We start from the raw sequence: 23,354 nt of genomic DNA, 5'->3' as shown, positions 1-23,354 counted from the left end.
AAGTACCTGCCAATAACGTTAATTACCCAATGGCGGGATAACGCTTCGGACGTCAGGCCGCCCGGCTGGCGCAGCAGCGCATCAGATCGTTTTTGAGACCAGCAGCGACCTGCTGCAGGTATTGCGGGTCGGTGTCGGGATGGCCCTGGACGATAAACAGGGCGGAGTCGCTCGTTTCATCTAAGGCGGTGGCCGCACATTGACGGTATTCCATGCGGCAAAGCACCTGGCCTTGGGCGTCTATGTAGGCGTATTCGCCAGTAGGTAGGGGATGGCCGGTTTGGCTGCCCAGTGCCTGAAAGCATTCACCGCCCTGGGTTAGGGTCAAGCTGGCCGGCAGCTGTAGATGCCGTAAATCATGGGCGCCAATCGATAGGCCACTGTTCAATGACCATTGATTATAAAGATCGACGATCGGTGAGATTGGCCGTAGGCAAGAGTGACGTTGGTACTGGTCGAGTAGGGCCTGCGGCGACGCTGGAAAACGTTTGGGCGAACGGCCCATACGCAAGCGTAATGCAGTGAAACCCGCCATCTGCCGTTGGCTGTGCCGGAGGTTTAGTTGATTTCGCAACCGCGCCAGGCTGACCTGCAACGTATTGCTGTAGTGCAGATTACTCAGTGAGTGCAGGCTGAATGCGATGGCCTTAAGGCCAAGGTTGGGAGGTGTGAGTAAACAGAAAATTGGGCTAAACATGGCTGACTCCAGGCCGTCCGACGCCCCGTAGGGCGGCGGACGGCTGAACTTACTTCTTGATCATCGGGCTTTTATAGCTGACCTGCTCGTGACGCACGGTGGCGTAAATGGCGAAGATCGTTAGGGCAACGGCTACGACGAGGATGAAGCCCAAAACCATTGGCTTGTCGGCGAAAGTGAAGACGGTGCTGGCACCTTCCCAGCTGCTTATTGGACTGCTCATGACATTTCTCCTAGATGGTGTCACCCGGTCGTAAATACCGAGTGACGGGGTTCAAACTCACGCAGGTTTAGTTTCACCAATGATCGTATTAGGGCGCACTTCGCTCTCCGACACAGTGGTGATGCTCGCACCCGTGATGGCCCATTCTGGATAGGCTTGAGCCGGTACTTCTACCAGGTCCAGGCCACGTTCTTCAGCATGCGCAGGTACGCGCAGAACGCCCATTTTCTTCATCAGCAGCGAGATGAAATAGCCAGGGATGAAGCCCAGTGCAGCCAGTACGATTGCGCCACCGGTTTGGCCGAGGAAGTTGACGGCGGGGGAGCCTTCGATCACGTTCGGGTAGCCCGCGATGAAAATACCGCTGAGCACCAAGCCGGCAAAGCCACCGAAGCCATGGACGGCGAATGCGCCAACGGCATCATCGATACCACGCTTGCCCAAGAACTTGTGCACCAGCGGCGCGGCAGCGGCAACCCCCATACCAATAACAAAGGCCAGTGGCGGGTAGTAAACGTCCAGACCTGGAGCCACGGAAACGATGCCGATCAGTCCACCAGACATCATCCAGAAAGGCTCGCGAGTGGTCAGGTAAGCACCGATCAAACCGCCGGAAAAACCCATCAAGGTGTTGAAGGCAAATGCCGAGAGGGTAGCTGGCTGACCGTAGATGTTGGTCCACTGACCGCCGCCGTTATAGATGATGCAACCACCGAGGAAGCCGAAGAAACCGACGATAACCAGCATCAGGCCAATCACGCTCATCGGCATGCTGTGACCAACGATGTTATTCGAACTGCCATCGGCATTGAAGCGACCAATACGGGCACCTACGTTCATCACCACACCTAGGGTGAAGAAACCGGCGATGGTGTGCACGCAGCCGGCAGCACCGACGTCATGGAAGCCCCACTCGGTGGTCAGCCAGCCGGCTGGATGCCAACTCCACGCGGCCCCCAGGATCCAGACGCCGGAGCCCAGAATGATGGCTAATACGATAAACGCACTCATCCGTGTACGCTCGATAAGCGCACCGGACATGATCGATGCCGTGGTGGCGGCGAACAGGACAAAAGCGGCCCAGAAAATACCGGTGGCGTTGTCAGTGATGTTCGGTCCCATGCTGCTGGCCCACGGCAAGCTGGCGGCGGCACCGTCTAGGTCAGGGATCAGTCCACCGGAAAAGCCGTTGTAGATCCACCAGCCGAAGAAAAAGAACGTCGGCACAATAAAGGCGAACGCCAGAATGTTTTTGACACCCGCGGTCAGGGCGTTTTTCAGGCGTGATGCGCCAATTTCATAGGATAGAAATCCAGCGTGGATCACCATCATCAAGGCGATACACCACCAATAAAATATTTCCATATTGATGGTGTTAGACATCTGAATGAGCTGTTGTAGCTCTTCCAGTGTGGGGGTGGCCTGTTCCATTGTTGAGTCCTCGATGCAGTTTTCAGAAGTGGATTTGTATTCGCCAGGTCGAGTGTTGAGTGCGTGCGGGTGATCTTTTAATTTATCTCGGGTTAATAAAAGTTCCCTTTGAGAAAGTGCAAGGCCTGTGCCATTTCTCTATTCGTCCGCAAAAAGCGCAACTCTGCGGGTTAGTGCTACTGGTTGGCGGCGAAAAAGCCCTATTACTGTTCGTTTCCCGTGGCGCGCGCCTGCTCTTGGGTCATCGGGCAGCTCAGATCACAGCGTTTAGTTGCGTTGCTGCAACATGGTTTGAATCTGTTGCACCGAATCCTGAGTGCGCTTGGCCAGCGTGCGCACCTCATCTGCGACTACGGCGAAGCCACGACCTTGTTCGCCAGCGCGAGCGGCTTCGATGGCAGCGTTGAGTGCGAGCAAGTTGGTTTGATCCGCAATGCTCTTGATGACGCCTGCTACTTGGGCGATCTGGGTGTAGGTGCTTTTGATGTTGCTCTGTTCGCGCATGCGTAAATCTTCAGCGGCTTTCTCATCGGTGATTTCGCGTACCGCGCCGATCACACGTTGCAGTACACCTTGGCTGTTGCGTAAGCAGCGACCCCGCTCGCGGAACCAAAGCTCGCCGCGCTGCTTGTGTTGCATGCGGTATTCAACGACGTAAGCGGGCTCACCTTTGGGGTTAGCAATGAAGTCAGTGAAGACCTGCATAACTTTCTTCAGGTCGTCGGGGTTGACCACTGCAAAGAAGCTATCCCAGCCATCAGTAAACTCGGTGCGGTTGTATCCGATCAGGTTGCGGAACTGTTCGGACCAGCAAATCAGGTTGTCGGGATGATCGGCATCACCCTTAACAACGGTCAGATCCCAGCAGCCTTCTGTGAGGGTTTGCTTGGTCAGTTGCCACGCCTGTTCATCCTGCTGCCATTGCACCTGTTTTGCCTCAGCGTTTGCGAGTTGCACATGGCTTTGTTGAAGTTGCTGTTGAAGTTGTTCGTGATGCCGGTTTGCATCGTCGAGTTGTTGCTGTAAGAGCTGATATTGCTCAGTAGTGCACGGTGGCTGCGCTTGCATCTCGGCTTGGCGCTGCGCATTGTGTGTGTGCCAGCGTTGGCTGAGCCGTTCGATGGCAGTGAGCAAATGGGGGTAGCGTTGCAGCGCAGAAGGCTGCTGTTCCAGATGGGCGTGCTGATCTGGTAACTGGGTCAGCACGTTGGCGATGTCGCTAGCCAGCTGCCGGGCGTTATTGTTGAACCACATGGATTAATGCTCCTCTTAGGGAAACTGCGTTGCTGGCAGCCGTTGCCAAAGCATGACGACCAGAGCGCTAGCAATTTCCCCGCCGTTCCTTGCGGTTAACTCCGGACCCTTGATTTATCCGGGTCGTAGGCAACTGTTCCGCTGGAAACGCGTGCGCTAATGCGCTTCTGCAGACCGTCGAGTTTGCCGATTTCAACGGCCGTACCGGCTTCGCAGTAGTCGATTGCCAGGCGGCACAGGGCGATGTTCTTGCCCAGTACTGGTGAACGTGTGGCACTGGTAATCACACCGACTTGTGCCCGACCAACGCGAACACAATCGCCATGCGCGGCCGGCTCGTTGCCCTCCAGTTCCAGCCCAACCAAACGTTGTTGTGGGCTGGCATTGCGCCGTAGCAGGGCAGCGCGGCCGATAAAGTCGTCCTGCTTGCTCTTTAGCGGTACACAAAATCCGATACCTGCTTCGTAAGGATCGGTCTGATCGCTAAAGTCATACCCCGCAAATACCAGCCCGGCTTCGATGCGTAGCATGTCCAGCGCTTCCAGGCCGAGGGGTACCAAACCGAGTGGTTTGCCGAGCTGCCACACGCGCTCCCATACACGCATGGCGTCGCTTGGGTGGCACCAGATTTCAAAGCCCAACTCGCCCGTGTAACCGGTGCGCGAGATCATCAGTGGGCAGCCGTTGTAATCATCAAGGCGACCATTTAGGAAGCGAAACCAACCCAGCTCGCTCACCGTTGGCTGACTGGGCGGCGTCCAGATCATCTGGCTTAGCAACTCGCGACTGAGTGGCCCTTGCACGGCAATGTTATGGATTTGCTCGGAGGCCGATTTTATCCAGACCTTCATGCCGAGTTTTTCAGCCTGCTCGCGCAACCACACGCCGCCGTGGTCTTCGCCGCAGATCCAGCGGAAAGCATCCTGGCCAAGGCGCAACAAGGTGCCGTCGTCGAGCATACCGCCGTGCTCGTAGCACATCGCTGAATACACCACTTGACCGATAGCCAACTTGCGCACATCGCGGGTCAGGCAGTGGTTGAGCAGGGCTTCGGCATCGGGGCCGAGGATTTCAAATTTGCGCAGGGCCGAGAGGTCCATCACAGCCACATGCTCGCGGCAGCCGTGGTACTCCTCCAATGCTCCAAAGCCTTCGAAGTGAGTGGGCGTCCACCAACCGCGATAATCGACAAAATGGCGGGTGAGGGCGCTGGTGCCTGCATGGAAGCCGCTCTCGCGAGTCAGCACAGGATCGGAATCTGGGGATATGCGCGTGGCCATGGCGATACTGAAGCGCTCCTTTGCAGAATAAACGCGGATGTGGATGTCGGTAGGTTGCCAGCCGTTGGCCGGGTCGATGTCGTCCGGGCAGGAACTGTTAGCGCAGATCAGGTCATTACTGGCGCGCATCAGCACGTAGTCGCCGGGGCGTGACCAAGGCTCGTCCATGGTCAATTGCTGATGATCATCAATCGCCGTGTTGAAGAAGAAGTTGATCGCGGGCCAGCCCGATCGCGCCGCAACACCATGTTCTGCCAGCGCACGGCTGATGTTGTCGCTGCAGTTAGCGTGGCCAAAGTAGCCCTGATTTTCGTAATAGCGGGCAGTGCAGGCCAGGGCGAAGGTGTCGTGACGCCCCACTGTGTCGCGGCAGACTTCGAGCATCGGCTGCATATTGCGATCAAAGAAACGGCTAAATAATCCTGGGCCGGGGTAGGCGTGGTGATTAATCGTGCGCGTGACGGTGGGATCGAGGTCGATCTCCCGGCCCGCATCGAGGCTTCTGCGGTCGAAGGCGACGAAGTCCGAACACTGTCGGCCGGCCACGTCGAGCACTTGAATGTATTGACCGGCGGCTACGGCATACGCCTGCGCTGTGCCGGGCTTGATGGTGAATTCATCGATCACCTCGCCAAGCGGCTCTGGCAACGGCGGCGCAAGCACTTGGCGCGGGTTAGCACGCTGGATGAATAGACGCAGTTCACTGGCGCGTAGCTGGCTGAACACCGGGCTGTCTTCACCGGGTGCGGCGACCATAACCACTAATGCTTCGGCCGCATGCAGGGTGCGACTGTATCCAGCAGGTGTGCTGGCGGGCCACAGATTAACCGCGGTTTGCATGGCGGCGGTATTGATACCTAGGCCCAATAGCCTGCGCTGGCTGCGGATTGATTCGGTGCTGCCATTGGCGAGTAAGCGTTGGCTGAACTCGGCGTGCGGTGTTGCGTTAAGCCCTAGCGCGGCAAGTGCTGGCTGGCCATTTTTGGCAAATGCATGCAGCTCGGCGCGCTGATCACCCTCGAGGTCAATTACTTGCAGCGTATCGCCGGGCTCGAGGTTAATCAGCGTAAGGCCGCCGGGGGCGACTCGATGACGCTCTAGGCTAGGCGCGCAGGCAAACAGGGCCGGTTCCCAGGGACGAGAAATGACAGGTTGGCGCATGGTGAGGCTCCACATGGGCGGGAGGGGGGTAACGCCCCCGCACGGCTTCAGATAGCGGTTACTTGGCTAACGGCCGGAGTCTCGCTGAGGTAGGCGTCTAGGGAGTCATCAAGTGCTTCCAACCACGGCGTGTGATGCGGTGTGGCCATGGTGCCGCTGATCAGCGAGCGGAAGCATTTGTTGCGATACCCCATGATGTCCTCGTACTTGTCATGCTTCCAATCAAGGAATGTCTGATTGACCGCGGCAATATCAAAGCTCGGATAGTCCGTGGCTTCGATCAGCTGACGGATGTACTCGCCCTGAAACTCAAACATTTGCTGCGCCGTTTCGAGCATTTCCTCTTCTTGTCGCCACGCCAGATCTTCAGCTTTCATTTGCGCGAGATCGGGCAGATTGATGCGCCCGAGAATGACGTCGCGGGCATACCAAGCCTGCGCGTCGAACATGTTGAAGCTGTACCACTGATCCTGCATGCCGAGGTAAATCAGCTTGGGGTTTTGCTCCCAGAACACGCCCTTGTACAAGCTCAGTGGCCACAGCCGGTTATCAGTCTTCAGGCGCAGTTCTTCGGCGAGGAAGGGGAAGTGGTGCTTGTAGCCGGTGCACAAAATGATCGCGTCGACATGGTGGTGCGTGCCGTCGGCAAACCAGGCAGTTTTGCCGGTCATGCGTTGCAGCAGTGGCTTCTCTTTCCAGTTCTCCGGCCAGCGGTAGCCCATCGGCGCACTGCGGTAACAACTGGTGATCGAGCGGGCGCCGTACTTGTAGCACTGAGAACCGATGTCTTCGGCTGAGTAGCTGCCGCCAACGATCAGTACATCTTTGCCTTTGAATTCCAGCGCATCGCGGAAGTCATGGGCATGCAGCACACGACCGCCAAAGCTTTCGAAGCCTTCGAAATAGGGCACGTTGGGGGTGGAGAAATGACCGCTGGCGACCACCACATAATCAAAGACTTCGGTGCTGGTTTGGTCATTGTCGTAGCTGTGCACGGTGACGCTAAAGAGGCTGCTGTTTGCGTCATAGGTAACGCCGCGCACCGTTGTATTGAACTGGATAAACTGGCGAACGCCGGCTTTTTCGACGCGGCCCTTTATGTAGTCCCACAGCACTTCGCGTGGTGGGTAGGAGCCTAGGGGGCGGCCGAAATGCTCGTCGAAACTGTAGTCAGCAAACTCCAGGCACTCTTTCGGTCCGTTGGACCAGAGGTAGCGGTACATGCTGCCGTGGACCGGTTCACCGTGCTGGTCGATGCCGGTGCGCCAGGTGTAATTCCACATGCCGCCCCAATCCGACTGTTTCTCGTAGCAGACCACTTCCGGACAATCTGCGCCTTGCTCCTTGGCTGACTGAAATGCACGCAATTGGGCCAGGCCGCAGGGGCCAGCACCGATGATGGCAACTCGCTTTTTCATGCTGGAATCTCCATAGAAGGTTTAGCCTGGCGAGCAGCCGGGTATTGCAGCTGCGCCGCAGTAACGGTGTTTTTCATTAGATAGGCGATGGTCATTGGGCCGACGCCACCAGGTACTGGAGTGATCGCTGAGGCTGTGGCTTTGGCGCTGTCGAAATCGACATCACCGACCAGGCGACTCTTGCCGTCTTGCTCGATGCGATTGATCCCTACGTCGATCACCACGGCGCCGGGTTTGAGCCAGCTGGCATCGACCATTTGCGGGCGGCCGACAGCGGCGATCACAATATCGGCCTGGCGGCAAAGCTCGCGGATGTTGTGGCTACGCGAATGAACCACCGTGACGCTGCAATTGGCCTGCAGCAGCAACGCGGCCAACGGTTTGCCGACGATATTCGAGCGGCCAATGACCACCGCGTGCCTACCACTGAGGTCACCGCACGTCTCTTTGAGCAGGCGCATGCACCCGGCAGGCGTACAAGGTGTGAGGACCTTGCGGCCTTGGCTCAGGCCACCGACGTTTTCACTGTGAAAACCATCGACGTCTTTAAACGGGTCAACGGCCTGCAGGACGCAGTTCTCATCGATATGCCCAGGCAGCGGCAGTTGCACCAGGATGCCGTGCACCTGTGGGTCGGCATTGAGGCGCTCGATCAGGTTGAGCAACGCTGTTTGCGAGGTGTCGGCGGCCAGCTTGTATTCAAACGAGCGAATGCCGGTCTCTTCGGCGCGCAGTACTTTGTTGCGCACATACACCTGGCTAGCCGGGTCGCTACCGACTAACACTACGGCTAGGCCCGGATCAATGCCCACGTCCTTGAGTGCCTTGACCTCGGCACTCACCTCACGAATGACTGCTGCGGCACAGGCCTTGCCATCGATCAGCGTCGCGGCACTCATGGCAGGATTACCGTTTTGTCGCAGTTAATGAAAACGCGGTGCTCGAGGTGATATTTCAGCGCCTTCGACAGCGCTACGGTTTCGGTATCACGGCCAATCGCTACTAGATCTTCCGGCAGGTAGGCGTGATCCACGCGTTGTACTTCTTGCTCGATGATCGGGCCCTCATCGAGGTCGCTGGTGACGTAATGAGCGGTTGCGCCGATCAGCTTCACACCCCGTGCATAGGCCTGGTGATAGGGCTTGGCACCCTTGAAACCGGGCAGGAAGGAGTGATGGATATTGATGGCACGCCCGGCCAGTTGCTTGCACAGGCTGTCCGAAAGTATCTGCATGTAGCGGGCGAGCACCACAAGGTCGGTTTTGGTTTCATCGACGATCTGCATCAACGCAATTTCTTGCTCGGTTTTCGTCTCTTTAGTCACCGGCAGATAGACAAAGCGAATGCCCTGACGCTCGGCCATAGGACGCAAGTCGAGGTGGTTGGAGACGATGGCGGTGATGGTCATGTCCAGCTCGCCTTTTTGGTGGCGATAGAGCAAATCGGTTAAGCAGTGGTCGAACTTGCTGACCATCAGCAGGACGCGCGGCGGCTGGCCGGCCTCGAATAACTGCCAATCCATGTCGAACGGTACGGCAACGTCTTCGAAACCCTGACGCAGCGATGCGGTGTCACCCACGCAGCCATTGTTGAAGCGAAATACCGCGCGCATAAAGAAGCGCCCGGTGAACTCGTCATCGAACTGAGCCAGTTCGCTGATGTAGCACTCATGCTCAGCCAGGTAGGTGGTCACAGCCGCGACGATTCCCGAGGTTGCCGGGCAACTGATCTTGAGGATGTGTTGGGTTGATACGGGAGCCATGAAGCTCTACCTCTCTATAAAAAGAATGACTTAGGGTGGTTAGCCTTTGGCTGTGCGTTTCTTTTTTTCCGGATCATCGAAGGGCAGCGTGTGAGAAATCGCGTTGGTTTGCAGGCTGCCGCGGACCTCCAGTGCCACGCCTTGTTCGGCGTAGCCCGGCTCGAAGCGGGCAATTGCCATCGAACGATCGGTGAGGCGTGAGTACATGCCGCAGGTGATCACACCGACCTGGTGGCCTTCGTGCCAAAGGGTGTCGCCGCCTTCGGCCGCCTGCTGACCGTCGAGCAGTACGCCGAAAATCTTGAAGCGCTCTTTGCCTTGCAGACGCTGGTGCTCGCTGGCGCCACGGAAGTCCTGCTTGCCTGGTGATACGGTGAAGTCCAGGCCCAGCTCCCAAAGGGTGTCGCCGGCTTTCTGATCGGCGAAGGGGTACATCTGCGAGTTGTCGTAGGGAAAGAACAGCAGGGAACTTTCGACCCGCAGCCAGTCCAGCGCAATAAAGGCACACGGGATAATGCCCATGCCCTTGCCGTGTTCGAGGATGCCGTCCCAGATGGTCGGTGCATCGGCGGCTTTGCAGAAAATCTCATAGCCGCGTTCGCCGGTGTAACCGGTGCGCGAGATCATCACCGGGCGGCCAAACAGCTTGCCTTGCAGGTGATGGAAGTAAGGCAGGTCACGGATCCCAGGTACGTGCTCGGCCAAGAAATCGACAGCCAGTGGGCCTTGAAGGGACAGATCGTGCAGGTCGTCATCGAACAAAACAGCGACCTGGCGGCCCTGGGCTGAGCGGATCAACATCTCGTAGCCGGTGCCGGCACCATGCACCACCATGAAGGCGTTGGGACCGGTGCGATAGACGATGCAGTCATCAACAAACTTACCGTCTTCATCGAGCATGCTGGCGTAGACCGATTTACCCGGATAAAGCTTGCTCATGTCGCGTGTGGTGGCGAAGTCGAGCAGGCTTTCGGCGTGAGGGCCGACGTAGTGCACTTTCTTTAGACCGGATACATCCATCAGGCCGGCGCGGGTACGGATCGCTTCGTGTTGGTCAGCCAGGTCACTGGAGTAGGTCCAGGGCGTGCCCATACCATTCCAGTCCTCAAGGGAGGAGCCGAGCGCTAGGTGACGGTCGCGTAGAGCAGTGATGCGCCATGAATTAGCCATGGTTAATGTCCTTTTCTGAGGTCGTAAGTAGGGTTCAGGCCTGGCTGTCGAATTGGCTGAGCCAATCCACCAGTGTCTGGCGATAGAGGGTCATGCCCTTGTAGTCGGCAATAGCGTCCGGCAGGTCGCGCAGCACGCGGTGCAGGCGTTGGGCCCAGGCGGGCTGGGTAACCAGTTCGTCCATGCTGATCAGGTAGGTGCGGATGCTGAACATCATTGCGTTGGAGCGCGGTAAGCGGACCATGACCTGGAGCTCGACGCGCAGATGGACGAGGCTGCCGACGTTTTTCGGGGTGATGCTGGCGCGATCGCTTCCCCACTCGTGGAAGGTTTCCGGCGAGGTGTCGAGGCGCGGGTTGATAGTCAGTGTCCAGTTCAGGCGGCGCACTGGCTGGCCGACCTGGATGTTCACCAGGTACTTCAACGCACGGTCGAATACGCCCATCTGGTGTGCCATTGGCACCGGCGAGTGCCATTGCTTGAAGCTCATGCCGGCATCGAATGCCAGGGACCAGTCGGCCGGGCAGGTGACAATGCCGGCATCCATGAACAGGTCACCGTCGCGCTGGTCGAGCAAGGCGAAGTCGCCCTGCACCTGACGGCCGATATATTCCAACGGCTCGCATGGCAGCGTATCGGCATCGCCATAAGTGAAGCGTTGCTCGATACCCAGTGCGTGGTTTTGCCACTGCCATTGATCACCGTTACGGGCCAGTTCAAACCACTGCGGATAATCTTGGCTGAGGTGCTCCATCAAGATGGCCAGGGTGTCCCAGGCCGATGTCTGCATATGCGGCATCACTAAGCAGCGGCGCGGATCGCGCTCCAGTACTCGGCCGCGCTCAGCCATTTCCGAGCGGTAGTGCTCATCGATGTCGAAGCAGTGCTCGAAAATAGAACCGGGGTCGCGCGAGGTGGCCGGTTCCAGATTGACCGAGTACATGTAGTGGTCTTCCGGGAACGGGAATGGAAAGCGCTGTATGGCCTCTTCGCTGTTACGGAAGCTGAAATCCTGGTGATAACTCTCCAGCGGTTTAAAAGTCAGGCTCATAAATACGTCTCCTAAAGGTCGAGCAAAAGGGGCTGGCCGCAACCGCGCGAGACGCAGGGCATCAGGCTGGCGGTTTGTTCTTCAGGGCTCAGAAAGTGATCACGGTGCTCAACATCACCTTGCAGGTAAGCGGTTTGGCACTGGCCGCAAACGCCGCCGCGACACAGGTTCGGTACCTCGACGCCGGCGGCTTCGAGGGCCTCGAGCAGACTTTGATCAGCGCCGACGCTCAGCTGTTGCTGACTGCGCAGCAGTTGCACGCTGAATGGCTCGCCAGATTGCGCCGCAGTAAAGGCTTCGCTGTGAATACGGCGGTCACTCCAGCCGAGCGTTGCCGCTTGCTGGTGCAGGTCATCCAGCAGGCGCTGTGGGCCGCAGGCATAGATGTGACTGCCTAGTGGTCGGTTGCTGAGCACGTACTTGAGGTCAAGGCGCTGCTGCGGGCTGTCATAGCAGTGCAGGCGCTCACCGATGAGCTCACGCAGCTGTGCCACATAGGCATCGCTGACTCCGCCGCGGTAGGCGTAATGCAGCTCGAATGGCGCGCCGCGTCTTAGCAGCTCTGCGCAGTAAGGGATGAATGGGGTAATACCAATCCCAGCGGCGAGCAGAATGTGCAGGTGCGCCTCGTTGTGCAGCGGGAAGAGATTGGCGGGCGGTGCAATGCGTAATTCATCACCGACCTGCAACTGCTCATGCACATAGCGTGAGCCACCGCGCGAGTCGTCCTGATGGCGCACTGCGATCCGGTAGTGGCGCGTATCCAGTGGGTCGCTGAGCAGCGAGTAGGCGTTACGCTTGCCGTTGGGCAGCAGCACTTGGATGTGACTGCCCGCCGAGAACGCGGGCAATGCGCTGCCGAGTGACTGCAGGCTGACTTCTCGAATCACCGGGGTGACTTGGCGTATGTCGGTTACGCGCACCGGAATAAAACCGCTCATGCTTGCACCTGCGCAAAAGGCTGGCGAGCGTCGGCGCAAACGCCGAGATAAGCACCCAGGCGCCTGGAAAAATGCTGGCGAATCTCAAGCACCACGCCACATTCAGTACAGGTGTGAGGACTTTCGAGGGCGCCATGTTGGGTGGTTGAGCAATGCACGCAGTAGATTGAATGGCCACCTGCGACACTCGGGATTACCTCGATTTCTTCAGCCTGCAAGCCAGCAACTCTGGCCAATGCATGCAGGGGCCAAATGAAGTCTTCATCGCCCAACAAGTAAACGCGCAAACCTATTGTGGCTTCACGCAATGTGCTGAGCATGACCCGTTGCAGCTCGGCTGTACTCGAGTAATCAGTCAGTGTCAGGTGAGTCATCGGCACCGACGTGCGGTTCAGGCTAGCACAAATGCGGTCTTGCTCCGTACATCCCCTGCCTTGTGAAACCAGCAGGTGATGTGTCGCCAGCTGGTTAGGTTCGCCGTTGTAATAGCGCGGTATGCTGGTCGAAAACTGTTTGGCTGTAGTGCTCATGTCGATCCTCTTGCTGGCTTGCGCCAATCGCCATTTTTGCCCCGTAGTAATGCGTTGAAGCATTCAGTTGGTGCATGAGAAACACGGTTGAGCTAGGTCATTCGAGTTTCCTGCTTGGGAATATAATTTCCTTAAGGGAATTAGTTGTCGATCTGCAGGAGGGGGTACGCACAAAGGGGTAGTGCGAGGTGAAAGGCACGTAAATTGCTGTTCTCTTGGGGTTGTTGAGCCACGGCCACCCGCCGCCGAGGGGGAGAGTGATGATTAACACCAGCCTGTTGCTGACCGCTGCGCGGCCTCAGCTTGCTGCGCCACCTGCTGCGTTGCCGAATGAACTGACCGAGCGTGAAAGCCAAACGTTAGCGTTGATTGCCAATGGCTGTAACAACAAACAAATTGCCCGCGAACTGGGCATTAGCGATGGCACTGTGAAAATTTACGTGCGTAATTTGCTACGTAAATTTCGACTTAATTCACGCCTTGAACTGGCAACGTGGGTGCACCGTAGTGACGTCCAACAGCAACCACTCGAAGAGCCGAACGCTAGGCTTAATCAAGCGCAAAATTCCGCGCTGGGGTTTGGCGGGCTCATTGATGAGCTGCCGGGGCTGATCTATCGGGGAGATAATCAGCGTAACTGGCCGATGCAATATGTCAGCGCGGGCTGTAAGGACCTGACCGGTTATTCCCCGGATTACCTCTCGAACAACCCTGAACATCACTATGGCGCGCTGATCCTGGCTGAGTATGTGGATTACATCTGGTACTGCGTGCAATGCGCATTACTGCGTAATGAGCCCTATCAGCTGAGCTACCGTATTCGCTGCGCTGATGGCCAGATCAAAGATGTGTGGGAAAAAGGAGTGGGCATCTACTCAGCCTCAGGTGAGGTGCTGGGCGTGGAAGGTGCCATCTTTGAAATGCGCGGATGAATATCCAATTGAGCACGGCACATAGCAGCGGGTCATGAACTTCTGCTTTCGGCCAAAAGCTGCCTGTCGTAATCGGCTGAAATCGACGCTTTGCAGTCGTTGGCGGACATATTGGAACTAGCAAAAAAGAGACTTGAAGGCGGTTACCGAAATAGAGTTGATTCAGCTGACCTGACTCATGTCGAATCAAGTGCGCACATCCTGATCGTGTGGCGGTGCTTCGAAGTCTAATAAACCGGACGAAGACTCTGCCAACTGCGCCAGCTTGAAACGCAGCGTGTCGGTAAAATCAAGGGTCATTTGCGATTTCGCTCTTTGTCCTGGATACAGGACGTTGAAAACGAAACTAATCCTCGGCTCGAACCGTTTTACCACCAAGCCTTGCGGCGCAAAGTGTAGAGCTGTCAGTGGGTCGACGAGGGTGACGCCGCTGCCCGCCAGCACGAACGAGCACGCCACGTAGCATAGTTGCGTGTCCACAATCAGCTGACGACTTACCTCTGCGCGATTGAACACCTCATCGATCTTGTAGCGCACGCTCTGCTCTGTGCCGAGTGAAATGAAGGGCTCGTCTCGCAAGTCCTCGGGCGTGATCACCGACTGATCAGCAAGCCGGTGACCGACAGGCAGTGCGCAGACCATGCGGCAGTCGGCCAGCAGTTGTACCTCAAGGGCGGGGTCGGAGACGTTAGTGGCGACTATGCCGACATCGTAATGCTGGGTAGCGATCCAGTCGGCGACCTGCTGCGAACTGCGGACCTGCAAGGTCACTGAGACGCCGCGGTGATCGCTGATGAAGTTCTGGACCACATTCGGCAGGAAGCCTATGGACACAGCTGGCATGGCTGCGATCCTCAAGGAGCCGCGATGATAGCCGCGCAGCTCATCGGCGGTTCTGGCCAACTTCTCGATACCGACGAAGGATTTTTCCACCTCTTCGAACAGAATCAACGCCTCTGGCGTCGGCGTTAGACGTTTCTTGTGACGCTCGAACAGCCTGAGTTGAACGGCATCCTCGAAGTCCGCCAGCAGTCGGCTCACGGCCGGTTGCGATACGCAAAGAATCTCTGCTGCGCCGGTAATAGTGCCGGCGATCATCACCGCACGGAAGGCTTCGGCCTGCCGATGACTTAATTTCGCCACATACCCTCCAGCTGGCCCTGAGGCCTAAAAGCACGATAGATGCAAAGCAAGATCATAACATTTAGTTATCTAGTGCTAACAATAAACGATTTGATGTTATCAAGTTGACCAAGCAACATCTGCATCACAAACGTCCAACAAGAGAGAAAAAATGGAGACGTTCTTCCGGTATGCGCTGGCATTGCTAATCAGTACTGTTGCAGGCTTCCAATTCGTGCAGGTAATCACCCGCTACGTCTTTGAAACTCCAGTCATGGGGCTAGAAGAGGTATCGATCATCCCAATCATGTGGCTTTACATCCTCGGCAGCGTTAACGCATCGCGGGAAGACACCCAAATCCGTGCCAACGTGCTGGAGATTTTTCTCGACACCGAAAAGGCGCGACGCCTGCTGATGGTCATCTCTGAATCCCTCAGCATCATCATTTCCGCCTGGCTGACCTGGTGGGCGTGGGATTACTTCCGCTACGCCTTTAAGGTATGGAAGGAAACTCCCACCCTCTACCTACCAACGTTCATTTATGAATGTTCGCTGTTTCTCGGCCTGCTGCTGATGACGTTATACGTCTGCATGCACCTCTATAAAAACCTTCGCGTGCTGTTCAAAGACGGCGCCGCACTGAACGCGTCAATAGGCCATGACTACCCAGAAACGACCGAAGTTGCTGAGTTCCAGGTGCTGACCGAAAAACAAGAAGGAAACCGCCATGATTGAAGTCGCGCTGCTCGGTTTTGCCCTGCTGATTATTCTGCTCAGCCTTGGGGTGCCGCTGCCTTACTGCTTCGGCGCCGGGCTAATGGTCATGGTGCTCGTCGGCGATGCCACCATGAAAGGCACGATGCTTTGGGGCTTTAACCAGCTGACCAACCCGGTGCTACTGGCTATCCCTCTGTTTGTGTTTGCCGGGACCATCATGAGTGTCAGCGGCATTGCGGCCAGTCTGCTGAAGTTCGTCAATATCTTCGTTGGCCGGATCCGCGGCGGTCTCGGTGTGGTGGCGACTGTCAGTTGCGCGATTATCGGTGCGATCTCCGGCAGTGGCCTCACCGGCATTGCAGCCATTGGGCCGCTGCTGATCCCCGAAATGGAGCGTAAAGGCTACCCACGGGCCTATGCCACAGCCTTGATCGCCAACTCCTCGATTCTCGGTTTGCTGATCCCGCCGAGCGTGACCATGATCGTCTACGGCTGGGTCACAGAGACCTCAATCCTGGCCAGCTTCCTCGCCACCTTGGGCCCCGGCCTGCTGATCATGGTCAACATTGCCGTGGTCAACCTGGTGATGTCGCGTAAGTTCCCGCTGGTGCTGGATGAAACCATGTCCATGCCCGACCTTTTCAAGGAAGGCATGTCGCGCACAGTGAATGCCCTGCCAGCATTGATCATGCCGGTGATCATCCTGGGCGGTATATACGGCGGGATTATGACCCCTACGGAAGCGGCCGCCGTCGCGGTTATCTACGCCTTGCCCGTCGGTTTCATGATCTACAAGGGCCTGACCTGGCGCACGTTTATCGAGTCAGGCAAGGAGTCGGCCACTGCCGTGGGCTCGATCATGATCATGATCCTGTTCAGCCTAATGCTCAGCCAGATCTACGTCATGGAAGAGATTCCGCAAGCGTTGGTGGCCGCGATTTTCGAGATCACGTCTGACAAAACTACGCTGCTGATTTTGGTGACGTTGTTCCTGTTCTTGATCGGCATGGTAGTGAATGACATCACCGCCATTATCCTGACCGCGCCATTGCTTTTGCCACTGATGATCGCTCTGGACGTCAGTCCGATCCAGTTCGCCGCAATTGTTGGGGTGAACACTGCGATGGGCGGTGTTACGCCCCCGTACGCCAGCATCCTTTATTTGGGCGCTCGTATTGGCAAAGTGAAATTCACCGATGTCGTTAAACCCGCCATGTTGATTTTACTATTCGGTTACTTACCGGTCGTAGTTCTAGTCGCTGCATGGCCCGACCTCTCCGAATATATCCCTAGGCTGTTTGGTTACTGATTTCCCTACTCCGGCCCTAGAACAACAACAAGGAAACCTAAAGTGAACCTAGTACTCGTAAAAAAAACCGCCCTCGCGCTGGCTCTTACGCTCGCGACTACCGGCCTGATTCAGGCCGAAACTTTGAAGCTTTCTCACGTCCGCCCTCAAGGCACGGTCATTGATAATGAAGTCAAATGGTTCGCTGAGAATGTCCAGAAAGCGACCGACGACAAGATCAAAGTCAAGATATACGCCGCCAACGCTCTAGGTGATTACACCGTGGTGCAGGAGCGTGTGGGTCTCGGCGCTATCGACATGGCGGTTCAACCGCCAGCCTCCGGCGCAGACAAACGCTTCCAGATTATTTACATGCCCTACATGGTAAAAAATTGGCAAGAGGCACAGGAAGTGTTCGGTTCGGGCACACCACTGCGTGACACTGTTGCCGAGCTGTATAAAGAACAAGGCATCAAGGTGATGGGCGCTTGGCCGGTGTATTTCGGCGGTATCGCGCTGAACCGCGAAGTACAGGGCGCTGGCGATCCGAATGCCGTTAAGGGCATTAAGCTGCGCGTGCCACCCATTAAAACCTTCCAGCTGTTGGCGAATCAGGTGGGCTACATTGCTTCGCCACTGCCGTTCTCTGAAGCCTTTACCGCCGTGCAAACGGGCGTGGTTGATGGGGTGATGGGCTCAGGTGCCGAGGGTTACTACTCCTCCTTCCGTGACGTGACTAAGTACTACGTACCTTCAAATACCCATTTCGAAGTGTGGTATCTGCTGCTCAATCAGGAGCGTTACGACGACCTCGATCCAGTGCAACAAGCGGCGCTAGATAAGGTTGCTCTGGAGTTTGAAAACCGTCGCTGGCTAACCGCCCAAGCTGACCAGGCCGCCAACGAGCAACTGCTAGCTAAAGCCGGCGCCACCATTGTCGACGTGTCCGAGGCAGAGCTTGAAGCCACGGCCAAGAAAGTCCGTACAAATGTATGGCCTGAAATCATCGATGACATCGGCAAAGAGTGGGCCGAGAAAGTACTCAAGGCCGCGTTGAAGGACTGAGCCTGGCTGAGCAAGGCACCCGGAATATAAGCGTCCGGGACGGCCTTGCCGCTTTCATCCCGCAGGTCCTATGCCTGCACCCTCAATATTTTCAAAAGGAGTAGGCCATGTCGGTTCGCTTACGGGCAGACTGTCGCGAAACGGATGTCACCGTGATCGGCGGCGGACTTGTTGGCCTGGCCATTGCGCTAGGCCTTATCCGCAATGGCCTGAAGGTCACCGTGCTGGATGAGGGCGACATCGCCCTGCGCGCTTCGCGGGGAAACTTCGGCCTGGTCTGGGTGCAGGGCAAGGGCGATACCTGTCCCGAATACGCCCAGTTGTCACGTTTGTCGGCGCGCTTGTGGGGAAGCTTTGCCCAGGAGCTTGAGTCCTGCACAGGCATCGATGTTCAGCTTTCCCAGCAAGGTGGGCTGCTGATTTGCCTGGACGACGCCGAACTGGAACAACGCCAGCGCATGCTTTGTGCTATGCGCGAGCAGGCGGGCGGCGATTACCCGTTCAAGGTGCTCGACTATGCACAACTCAAAGCTCTAGTGCCCGCGGTCGGCCCCCGTGTTGCCGGCGCTACACTGGGGCTGGAGGACGGTCACCTGAATCCGTTACTGCTGTTGCGGGCCTTGGCCGAGGCTTTTATCGCCCGAGGCGGTAAGTTGCTCAGCAATGCCTCCATCGGCGAGATCCGCCAGCAGGACGGTGGCTTCAGCGTAGTGGCCGGGGATGACTGCTGGAACTCTGCAAAGGTGGTGCTGGCTGCCGGTCTCGGCAATAAGGCATTGGCCCCCCAGCTGGGGCTGTCGGCCCCGGTTCAGCCCAATCGCGGGCAGATTTTGGTCACCGAGCGCATACAGCCGTTTCTCCATTATCCCACCGGTCATGTGCGTCAGACAGGGGACGGCACCATGCAGCTGGGCGACTCCAAGGAAGACGTCGGCTTTAACAGCGGCACCACCACCGAGGTGATGGCGCAGATTGCTCATCGGGCAACGCGGATGTTTCCGCTGCTGGAAAACGTACGCATGGTTCGCGCCTGGGGCGCATTGCGGGTGATGACCCCAGATGGCTATCCAATCTATGAAGAGTCGCGTGTCTGCCCCGGGGCATTTCTAGTGACCTGCCATAGCGGTGTCACCCTTGGTGCTGCTCATTCGGGACCGATCGCCGACTGGATAGCAGGAAAACCTGAATCCTTTTCTTTGGAGGTGTTCCGTGCAGCACGATTTGATGTTTAAACGCCTGGAAAACGAAGGCTGTGGCACGGTGCTGGTAGAGATCGACGGCGCGGCATTCCATGCCCGAGCGGGAGAAACAGTGGCCGCAGCAGTGCTGGCCGCGGGCATGATCCCTTCACGCACGACTCCCCTGTCCGGCAGCTCGCGCGCACCATACTGCATGATGGGTGTGTGCTTCGAGTGCCTAGTGGAGGTCGATGGCGTGCCCAATGTGCAGGGCTGCATGACGCTGGTGGTCGAGGGTATGAAAATCCTCCCGCAGACCGGCGCCAGACACCTCTCGATGGCAGAGCAGGAGATGTACTCGTGAGCGAGCGGATATATGACTTGGTCGTAGTCGGCGCCGGACCCGCCGGGATGGCCGCCGCGACTACGGCCTGCCAGCATGGCCTGGATGTCGCCTTGCTTGACGAACAAGCCGCCCCGGGTGGGCAGATCTACCGCAGCGTAGGCAAGCCTGCTCCGGCTGACACCCGAGTGCTTGGCCCCGATTACTATTACGGGCGCAAACTGGTGGATGCGCTGCAGCATACACAGATCGATTACTTCAGCTCGACCACGGTCTGGGACATCAGCTCGGAGCGCGTACTCAGTGTGTCCATCGGCGGACATAGTCGCACCTTGCGTGCGGCGAAAATCCTGTTGGCCACCGGCGCACAGGAACGGCCGGTCCCCTTCCCGGGCTGGACCCTGCCCGGCGTGATGAGCTGTGGCGCCGCGCAGATTCTGTTGAAGAGCAGCGCCCTGACCCCGCCAGGCCCGCTTGTGTTGGCAGGCAGTGGTCCGTTGTTGTTGTTGATTGCCTGGCAGCTGCATAAGGCCGGAGTGTCGATCAGCGCAGTGCTGGATACCACGCCGTCAGCCAACTACTTCAAGGCATTGCGCCATGGGCTCGGCGCGCTACGGGGCTGGCGCATGCTGCTCAAGGGCCTTGGCTATCTGGTTTCGCTGCGCAAGGCTGGGATCAACATGCTCAGTGGGGTGACGAAGCTGCGCGCCGACGCTGACAGCAGCGGCCGCCTGGCGCAAGTGCACTTTCAGCAGCAAGGCCATAGCCGCGTTATTAACTGCAAGTCACTTCTGGTGCATCAGGGTGTGGTGCCCAATGTGCAATTAACCCGTGCCATGGATGCTCGGCATTTATGGCACGAACAACAGCAATGCTGGCATCCGCAGACAGATGCCTGGGGCGAAACCTCGATCGACGGTGTCTTCGTCGCCGGCGACTCCGCTGGGATAGGAGGCGCACTGGCTGCAGAGCACTTCGGGCGTCTGACGGCCTGGCAAGTCGCCTGCCAGCAGGGGCGCCTCGGCAGCACTGAACGGGACATGCTGGTACGGCCGGTGCGTCAGACCCTGGATAGGTTGATGGTTATCCGGCCGTTTCTAGATGTGCTTTACCAACCGGCTGTCGAATTCCTGCTGCCGGTCGATGAAACCATCGTCTGTCGTTGCGAGGAGGTCAGTGCCGGCGATATCCGCCGTTTCGTGGGGCTTGGCTGTAGCGGTCCGAATCAGACCAAGGCGTTTAGTCGTGCCGGCATGGGCCCCTGTCAGGGCCGCATGTGCGGTCTCACCGTGGCGCAGATCATCGCCGCCGAGCGCAATGTCGCCATCGACCAAGTGGGTTATTACACTATCCGCGCGCCGATCAAACCGCTTTCCCTGGGTGAACTGGCTTCGCTGGTGAGCCACGGGGACAAGTAGTAGCGTGTCATTTCAACATGAAACACCAATAGGAAAAGTGATGAGCATTAGCCGATACGAAACAGCCGCGCGGATGAGCCGAGTCGTGGTGCATAACCAGACCGCCTATTTATGCGGCCAGGTCGCAGAAGATCGTAGCGCCGGCATTCAAGAGCAAACCCGCACCATGCTGGCCAAGGTCGATGCGCTGCTGGCGTCGGTCGGCAGCAATCGTGAGCAGCTGCTGTCAGCCACCATCTACCTGAAAGATATGAGCCTGTTCGCCGAGATGAATAGTGTATGGGACAACTGGGTTCCAGCAGGCTTCGCCCCTGCGCGTGCCTGCGTCGAGGCTAAGATGGCCAGCCCTGAACTGCTGGTAGAAGTCTCGGTAATTGCAGCCATTCCGCAGTAGTTAAATTTCCTGCGTGCAGGTTCATATTCACTTTCTGGCCTGCTCAACTTTGAGAGTAAGGCAGCGGCGGACACAGTAAGAAGCACGGCTTACTTGTAGACGAGGAGAAGCTGAGTTACTAGTCCGCCTCTGCTTTTGTAACCAATTTCGAATGACCGCTCTTGGCCGATTCTCGCCTGTCATGATCGGCAAAGATCGGCCAATAGCAACCACTCCTATTCGTTGGCAACATGGCTGTTTCAACGTTGGGAAGCGTGAATCGCTCCTAATTTAAGCCAACTCGCGTTCGGCTAATCAGCAGATCTGACATTTGCGTTGAAGCGAGTTTTCATTTCTTAACGCTGCACCCGTTCAATAGAGGCTTGACGCCGTCTCGATCGAAAACACTCATTCACCATCATGTGCGCCCCCGGAGCATGGTTCACCTCGGCTATACCCGGTAGCATGACAACTCAAATCTGCGGAACGACAATTTCATGCTAACGGTACAGGACCTGATCAATGTCGAGCTGCTGAAACTAAAGGCAATCGCAGGCCAGGCCGCCACCAGCAGACCAATAACTTGGGCCCATGCCGTTGACTTGCCCGACCCATGGCGATGGATTTCTCCCGGCGACTTGGTCATGACCACCGGGGTGGGCATTCCTCATGCGGCGAAAGATCAGGTTGCTTGGCTGGAGCAACTGGCGCAATGCAATGCCAGTGCGTTGGTGGTCGCCCCCAGACACGATGCCCCAAAACTATCGCGCCAGATGCTGAACGCCGCGGATCGCATGCTGTTTCCGATTCTTCACGCCAGCTTCGAGCTCGAATTCGTCAAGCTTTCTCACTATGTGATCGAAAGCGTGCTGAATGCCCAGCGCGAACGCTTTAACGCCAGCGAGCGGCTGTTCCAGACTTACGCCGATGCACTGCGCAAGGCACCCGACATGGCAGGCCGCCTCGCCATCCTCGCCAACACGCTGGACCTTGATTTGGCTATTGAGGATGCGGTCAGTGGCATCAATATCGTCGATACCAAACCATCCGGGCAGCAAGATCTAGAAGGGGTTGAGCGGATAGCGATCGCTGGCCGAGCCCGAGCCAACCTTGTCATGACCCGCAACGGCAAGCGCACACTGGATGACGCCATCCTAGTACGCTCGCTGGTCGGCCTGCTCGGCGTTGAACTCGAACGTTTGATGATCCAACGTGACCTGCAGCGCGAGGAAGGATCGGCACTGTTACGCAGCCTGCTGGAGAGCGAGACACAGTTCATTCTCGCGCGCCCCTTACTGGAGCGCCGCGGTCTCACCGGCACGTTAGTAAGTCTTGCTATACGCCCAGGTCTTGAGGGGTTTTGGTGCGCCGATGAGATCCACCATGCCCCAGCTCTGCACATTGCCACGCCCCTATTACTCAGCGACAAAGGTCTGCTGCTAGCCATCAGTGCTGATGACAACGCGACCCTCGATGCCCTGCGCAGCAACCTCGGTGATTGCACTGTGATTGGCATCAGTAGACCGATCGCAGAGGCCACGGGCTTTCGTGAAAGCGTCAGGCAGGCGCGCTTAGCGTTAACCCAGGCGCAGGAAGTCGGCACGGACAGGCTGCGCTACGGCGATACGGAGACGGGGCTGATCATGGCGCCAAAATCGTTGACCGAAGCGCGCGCATTAATAGCGCGATACCTGGGGCCGCTGATGGAGCATGACCGCACGCAAGGGGCGGCACTCTTGCCAACATTAATGAGTTTTCTAGCAAACGATGGCAACTGGAAAGCGACCGCCTTCGACCTCGGCGTTCATCGCCAGACACTGGTCTATCGGCTCAAGTTGGTGGAGCAATTGACGGGAATCAAGCCCACCACAACCAATGGCATTGCGCGTTTTTGGATCGCAATCCAAGCCGGTAAAAATACTGAGCTGCTCGACAGCAATCATTAAACGCAAAAGGCCCCGCACTGAGTGCGGGGCCTTTTGCGCGACTTAACCGATAG

General features: G+C 57.4%; 21 protein-coding genes and 2 pseudogenes. 9 read left to right on the top strand and 14 right to left on the bottom strand.

Annotated elements, in window-relative coordinates; translation table 11 throughout:
• Window positions 1-52 precede the first annotated feature (52 nt).
• From BMZ32_RS12465 to BMZ32_RS12415, 13 genes and pseudogenes are all read right to left on the bottom strand, one after another.
• Window positions 53-697, bottom strand: coding sequence for a phenylalanine--tRNA ligase beta subunit-related protein (locus BMZ32_RS12465; RefSeq protein ID WP_090242448.1), 645 nt, complete (start codon window positions 695-697; stop codon window positions 53-55).
• A gap of 49 nt (window positions 698-746) precedes the next feature.
• A complete protein-coding gene (locus BMZ32_RS19450; RefSeq protein ID WP_167376753.1) occupies window positions 747-920 on the bottom strand; it encodes a hypothetical protein in 174 nt (57 codons plus the stop codon).
• 57 nt (window positions 921-977) lie between these two features.
• Window positions 978-2,351, bottom strand: coding sequence for an ammonium transporter (locus tag BMZ32_RS12460; RefSeq protein ID WP_090242446.1), 1,374 nt, complete (start codon window positions 2,349-2,351; stop codon window positions 978-980).
• A gap of 282 nt (window positions 2,352-2,633) precedes the next feature.
• Window positions 2,634-2,888: pseudogene (locus BMZ32_RS19845) on the bottom strand (methyl-accepting chemotaxis protein); the annotation flags it as partial.
• A pseudogene (locus tag BMZ32_RS19840) lies at window positions 2,877-3,419 on the bottom strand (PAS domain-containing protein); the annotation flags it as partial. The pseudogenes BMZ32_RS19845 and BMZ32_RS19840, both read right to left, overlap by 12 nt.
• Window positions 3,420-3,700: 281 nt before the next feature.
• Window positions 3,701-6,046 (bottom strand): trimethylamine N-oxide demethylase, encoded by a 2,346-nt coding sequence (locus BMZ32_RS12450; protein WP_090242442.1) that lies wholly within the window; start codon window positions 6,044-6,046, stop codon window positions 3,701-3,703.
• Window positions 6,047-6,093: 47 nt separating this feature from the next.
• Window positions 6,094-7,464, bottom strand: coding sequence for a flavin-containing monooxygenase (locus BMZ32_RS12445; protein ID WP_090242441.1), 1,371 nt, complete (start codon window positions 7,462-7,464; stop codon window positions 6,094-6,096).
• The gene (gene folD / locus BMZ32_RS12440) at window positions 7,461-8,363 is read right to left on the bottom strand and encodes a bifunctional methylenetetrahydrofolate dehydrogenase/methenyltetrahydrofolate cyclohydrolase FolD (RefSeq protein ID WP_090242440.1); all 903 of its coding nucleotides are present in this window, start codon (window positions 8,361-8,363) and stop codon (window positions 7,461-7,463) included. Before folD ends, BMZ32_RS12445 begins: the two co-directional genes overlap by 4 nt.
• Window positions 8,360-9,226: a formyltetrahydrofolate deformylase gene (purU, locus tag BMZ32_RS12435; protein ID WP_090242439.1), complete on the bottom strand. Its 867-nt coding sequence runs from the start codon at window positions 9,224-9,226 to the stop codon at window positions 8,360-8,362. Before purU ends, folD begins: the two co-directional genes overlap by 4 nt.
• Window positions 9,227-9,265: 39 nt before the next feature.
• Window positions 9,266-10,396: an aminomethyl transferase family protein gene (locus BMZ32_RS12430; protein ID WP_090242438.1), complete on the bottom strand. Its 1,131-nt coding sequence runs from the start codon at window positions 10,394-10,396 to the stop codon at window positions 9,266-9,268.
• 34 nt (window positions 10,397-10,430) lie between these two features.
• Window positions 10,431-11,447: a heme-dependent oxidative N-demethylase family protein gene (locus BMZ32_RS12425; RefSeq protein WP_090242437.1), complete on the bottom strand. Its 1,017-nt coding sequence runs from the start codon at window positions 11,445-11,447 to the stop codon at window positions 10,431-10,433.
• Window positions 11,448-11,458: 11 nt separating this feature from the next.
• On the bottom strand, window positions 11,459-12,388 hold the full coding sequence (locus BMZ32_RS12420) for a PDR/VanB family oxidoreductase (protein ID WP_090242436.1): 930 nt from the start codon (window positions 12,386-12,388) through the stop codon (window positions 11,459-11,461).
• Window positions 12,385-12,918, bottom strand: coding sequence for a dimethylamine monooxygenase subunit DmmA family protein (locus tag BMZ32_RS12415; protein WP_090242435.1), 534 nt, complete (start codon window positions 12,916-12,918; stop codon window positions 12,385-12,387). Before BMZ32_RS12415 ends, BMZ32_RS12420 begins: the two co-directional genes overlap by 4 nt.
• Window positions 12,919-13,178: 260 nt before the next feature.
• Between BMZ32_RS12415 and BMZ32_RS12410 the strand changes: the two genes are divergently transcribed.
• Window positions 13,179-13,850, top strand: a complete 672-nt coding sequence (locus BMZ32_RS12410; protein WP_090242434.1) for a LuxR C-terminal-related transcriptional regulator — start codon at window positions 13,179-13,181, stop codon at window positions 13,848-13,850.
• 186 nt (window positions 13,851-14,036) lie between these two features.
• Here the strand turns inward: BMZ32_RS12410 and BMZ32_RS12405 are convergent, their stop codons facing one another.
• On the bottom strand, window positions 14,037-14,993 hold the full coding sequence (locus BMZ32_RS12405; RefSeq protein ID WP_090242433.1) for a LysR substrate-binding domain-containing protein: 957 nt from the start codon (window positions 14,991-14,993) through the stop codon (window positions 14,037-14,039).
• 151 nt (window positions 14,994-15,144) lie between these two features.
• On the opposite strand from BMZ32_RS12405, the gene BMZ32_RS12400 reads away from it, so the two are divergent.
• From BMZ32_RS12400 to BMZ32_RS12365, 8 genes are all read left to right on the top strand, one after another.
• Window positions 15,145-15,708 (top strand): TRAP transporter small permease, encoded by a 564-nt coding sequence (locus BMZ32_RS12400; protein WP_090242432.1) that lies wholly within the window; start codon window positions 15,145-15,147, stop codon window positions 15,706-15,708.
• Window positions 15,701-16,999: a TRAP transporter large permease gene (locus tag BMZ32_RS12395; protein WP_090242431.1), complete on the top strand. Its 1,299-nt coding sequence runs from the start codon at window positions 15,701-15,703 to the stop codon at window positions 16,997-16,999. The genes BMZ32_RS12400 and BMZ32_RS12395 overlap by 8 nt, the downstream gene beginning before the upstream one ends.
• A gap of 42 nt (window positions 17,000-17,041) precedes the next feature.
• Window positions 17,042-18,043, top strand: a complete 1,002-nt coding sequence (dctP, locus tag BMZ32_RS12390; RefSeq protein WP_090242430.1) for a TRAP transporter substrate-binding protein DctP — start codon at window positions 17,042-17,044, stop codon at window positions 18,041-18,043.
• 107 nt (window positions 18,044-18,150) lie between these two features.
• Window positions 18,151-19,275 carry an NAD(P)/FAD-dependent oxidoreductase gene (locus BMZ32_RS12385; protein ID WP_090242429.1) on the top strand — a complete coding sequence of 375 codons (1,125 nt, stop codon included), beginning with the start codon at window positions 18,151-18,153 and terminating at the stop codon, window positions 19,273-19,275.
• Window positions 19,253-19,585, top strand: a complete 333-nt coding sequence (locus tag BMZ32_RS12380) for a (2Fe-2S)-binding protein (RefSeq protein WP_244153968.1) — start codon at window positions 19,253-19,255, stop codon at window positions 19,583-19,585. The genes BMZ32_RS12385 and BMZ32_RS12380 overlap by 23 nt, the downstream gene beginning before the upstream one ends.
• On the top strand, window positions 19,582-20,982 hold the full coding sequence (locus BMZ32_RS12375) for an FAD/NAD(P)-dependent oxidoreductase (protein WP_090242427.1): 1,401 nt from the start codon (window positions 19,582-19,584) through the stop codon (window positions 20,980-20,982). Before BMZ32_RS12380 ends, BMZ32_RS12375 begins: the two co-directional genes overlap by 4 nt.
• 40 nt (window positions 20,983-21,022) lie before the next feature.
• Window positions 21,023-21,376 carry a RidA family protein gene (locus BMZ32_RS12370; RefSeq protein ID WP_090242426.1) on the top strand — a complete coding sequence of 118 codons (354 nt, stop codon included), beginning with the start codon at window positions 21,023-21,025 and terminating at the stop codon, window positions 21,374-21,376.
• A gap of 476 nt (window positions 21,377-21,852) precedes the next feature.
• Window positions 21,853-23,301, top strand: a complete 1,449-nt coding sequence (locus tag BMZ32_RS12365) for a PucR family transcriptional regulator (RefSeq protein WP_090242425.1) — start codon at window positions 21,853-21,855, stop codon at window positions 23,299-23,301.
• The last annotated feature ends 53 nt before the right edge of the window (window positions 23,302-23,354 follow it).

This window comes from Pseudomonas guineae (genome assembly GCF_900113745.1).
GTDB lineage: Bacteria > Pseudomonadota > Gammaproteobacteria > Pseudomonadales > Pseudomonadaceae > Aquipseudomonas > Aquipseudomonas guineae.
This window is presented reverse-complemented; position numbering and strand designations above follow the sequence as displayed.

Bases quoted from the DNA above. Each gene is read 5' to 3' on its own strand.
- BMZ32_RS12465 (WP_090242448.1), bottom strand. From the start codon at position 697: ATGTTTAGCCCAATTTTCTGTTTACTCACACCTCCCAACCTTGGCCTT.
- BMZ32_RS19450 (WP_167376753.1), bottom strand. From the start codon at position 920: ATGAGCAGTCCAATAAGCAGCTGGGAAGGTGCCAGCACCGTCTTCACT.
- BMZ32_RS12460 (WP_090242446.1), bottom strand. From the start codon at position 2,351: ATGGAACAGGCCACCCCCACACTGGAAGAGCTACAACAGCTCATTCAG.
- BMZ32_RS12450 (WP_090242442.1), bottom strand. From the start codon at position 6,046: ATGCGCCAACCTGTCATTTCTCGTCCCTGGGAACCGGCCCTGTTTGCC.
- BMZ32_RS12445 (WP_090242441.1), bottom strand. From the start codon at position 7,464: ATGAAAAAGCGAGTTGCCATCATCGGTGCTGGCCCCTGCGGCCTGGCC.
- folD (WP_090242440.1), bottom strand. From the start codon at position 8,363: ATGAGTGCCGCGACGCTGATCGATGGCAAGGCCTGTGCCGCAGCAGTC.
- purU (WP_090242439.1), bottom strand. From the start codon at position 9,226: ATGGCTCCCGTATCAACCCAACACATCCTCAAGATCAGTTGCCCGGCA.
- BMZ32_RS12430 (WP_090242438.1), bottom strand. From the start codon at position 10,396: ATGGCTAATTCATGGCGCATCACTGCTCTACGCGACCGTCACCTAGCG.
- BMZ32_RS12425 (WP_090242437.1), bottom strand. From the start codon at position 11,447: ATGAGCCTGACTTTTAAACCGCTGGAGAGTTATCACCAGGATTTCAGC.
- BMZ32_RS12420 (WP_090242436.1), bottom strand. From the start codon at position 12,388: ATGAGCGGTTTTATTCCGGTGCGCGTAACCGACATACGCCAAGTCACC.
- BMZ32_RS12415 (WP_090242435.1), bottom strand. From the start codon at position 12,918: ATGAGCACTACAGCCAAACAGTTTTCGACCAGCATACCGCGCTATTAC.
- BMZ32_RS12410 (WP_090242434.1), top strand. From the start codon at position 13,179: ATGATTAACACCAGCCTGTTGCTGACCGCTGCGCGGCCTCAGCTTGCT.
- BMZ32_RS12400 (WP_090242432.1), top strand. From the start codon at position 15,145: ATGGAGACGTTCTTCCGGTATGCGCTGGCATTGCTAATCAGTACTGTT.
- BMZ32_RS12395 (WP_090242431.1), top strand. From the start codon at position 15,701: ATGATTGAAGTCGCGCTGCTCGGTTTTGCCCTGCTGATTATTCTGCTC.
- BMZ32_RS12385 (WP_090242429.1), top strand. From the start codon at position 18,151: ATGTCGGTTCGCTTACGGGCAGACTGTCGCGAAACGGATGTCACCGTG.
- BMZ32_RS12370 (WP_090242426.1), top strand. From the start codon at position 21,023: ATGAGCATTAGCCGATACGAAACAGCCGCGCGGATGAGCCGAGTCGTG.
- BMZ32_RS12365 (WP_090242425.1), top strand. From the start codon at position 21,853: ATGCTAACGGTACAGGACCTGATCAATGTCGAGCTGCTGAAACTAAAG.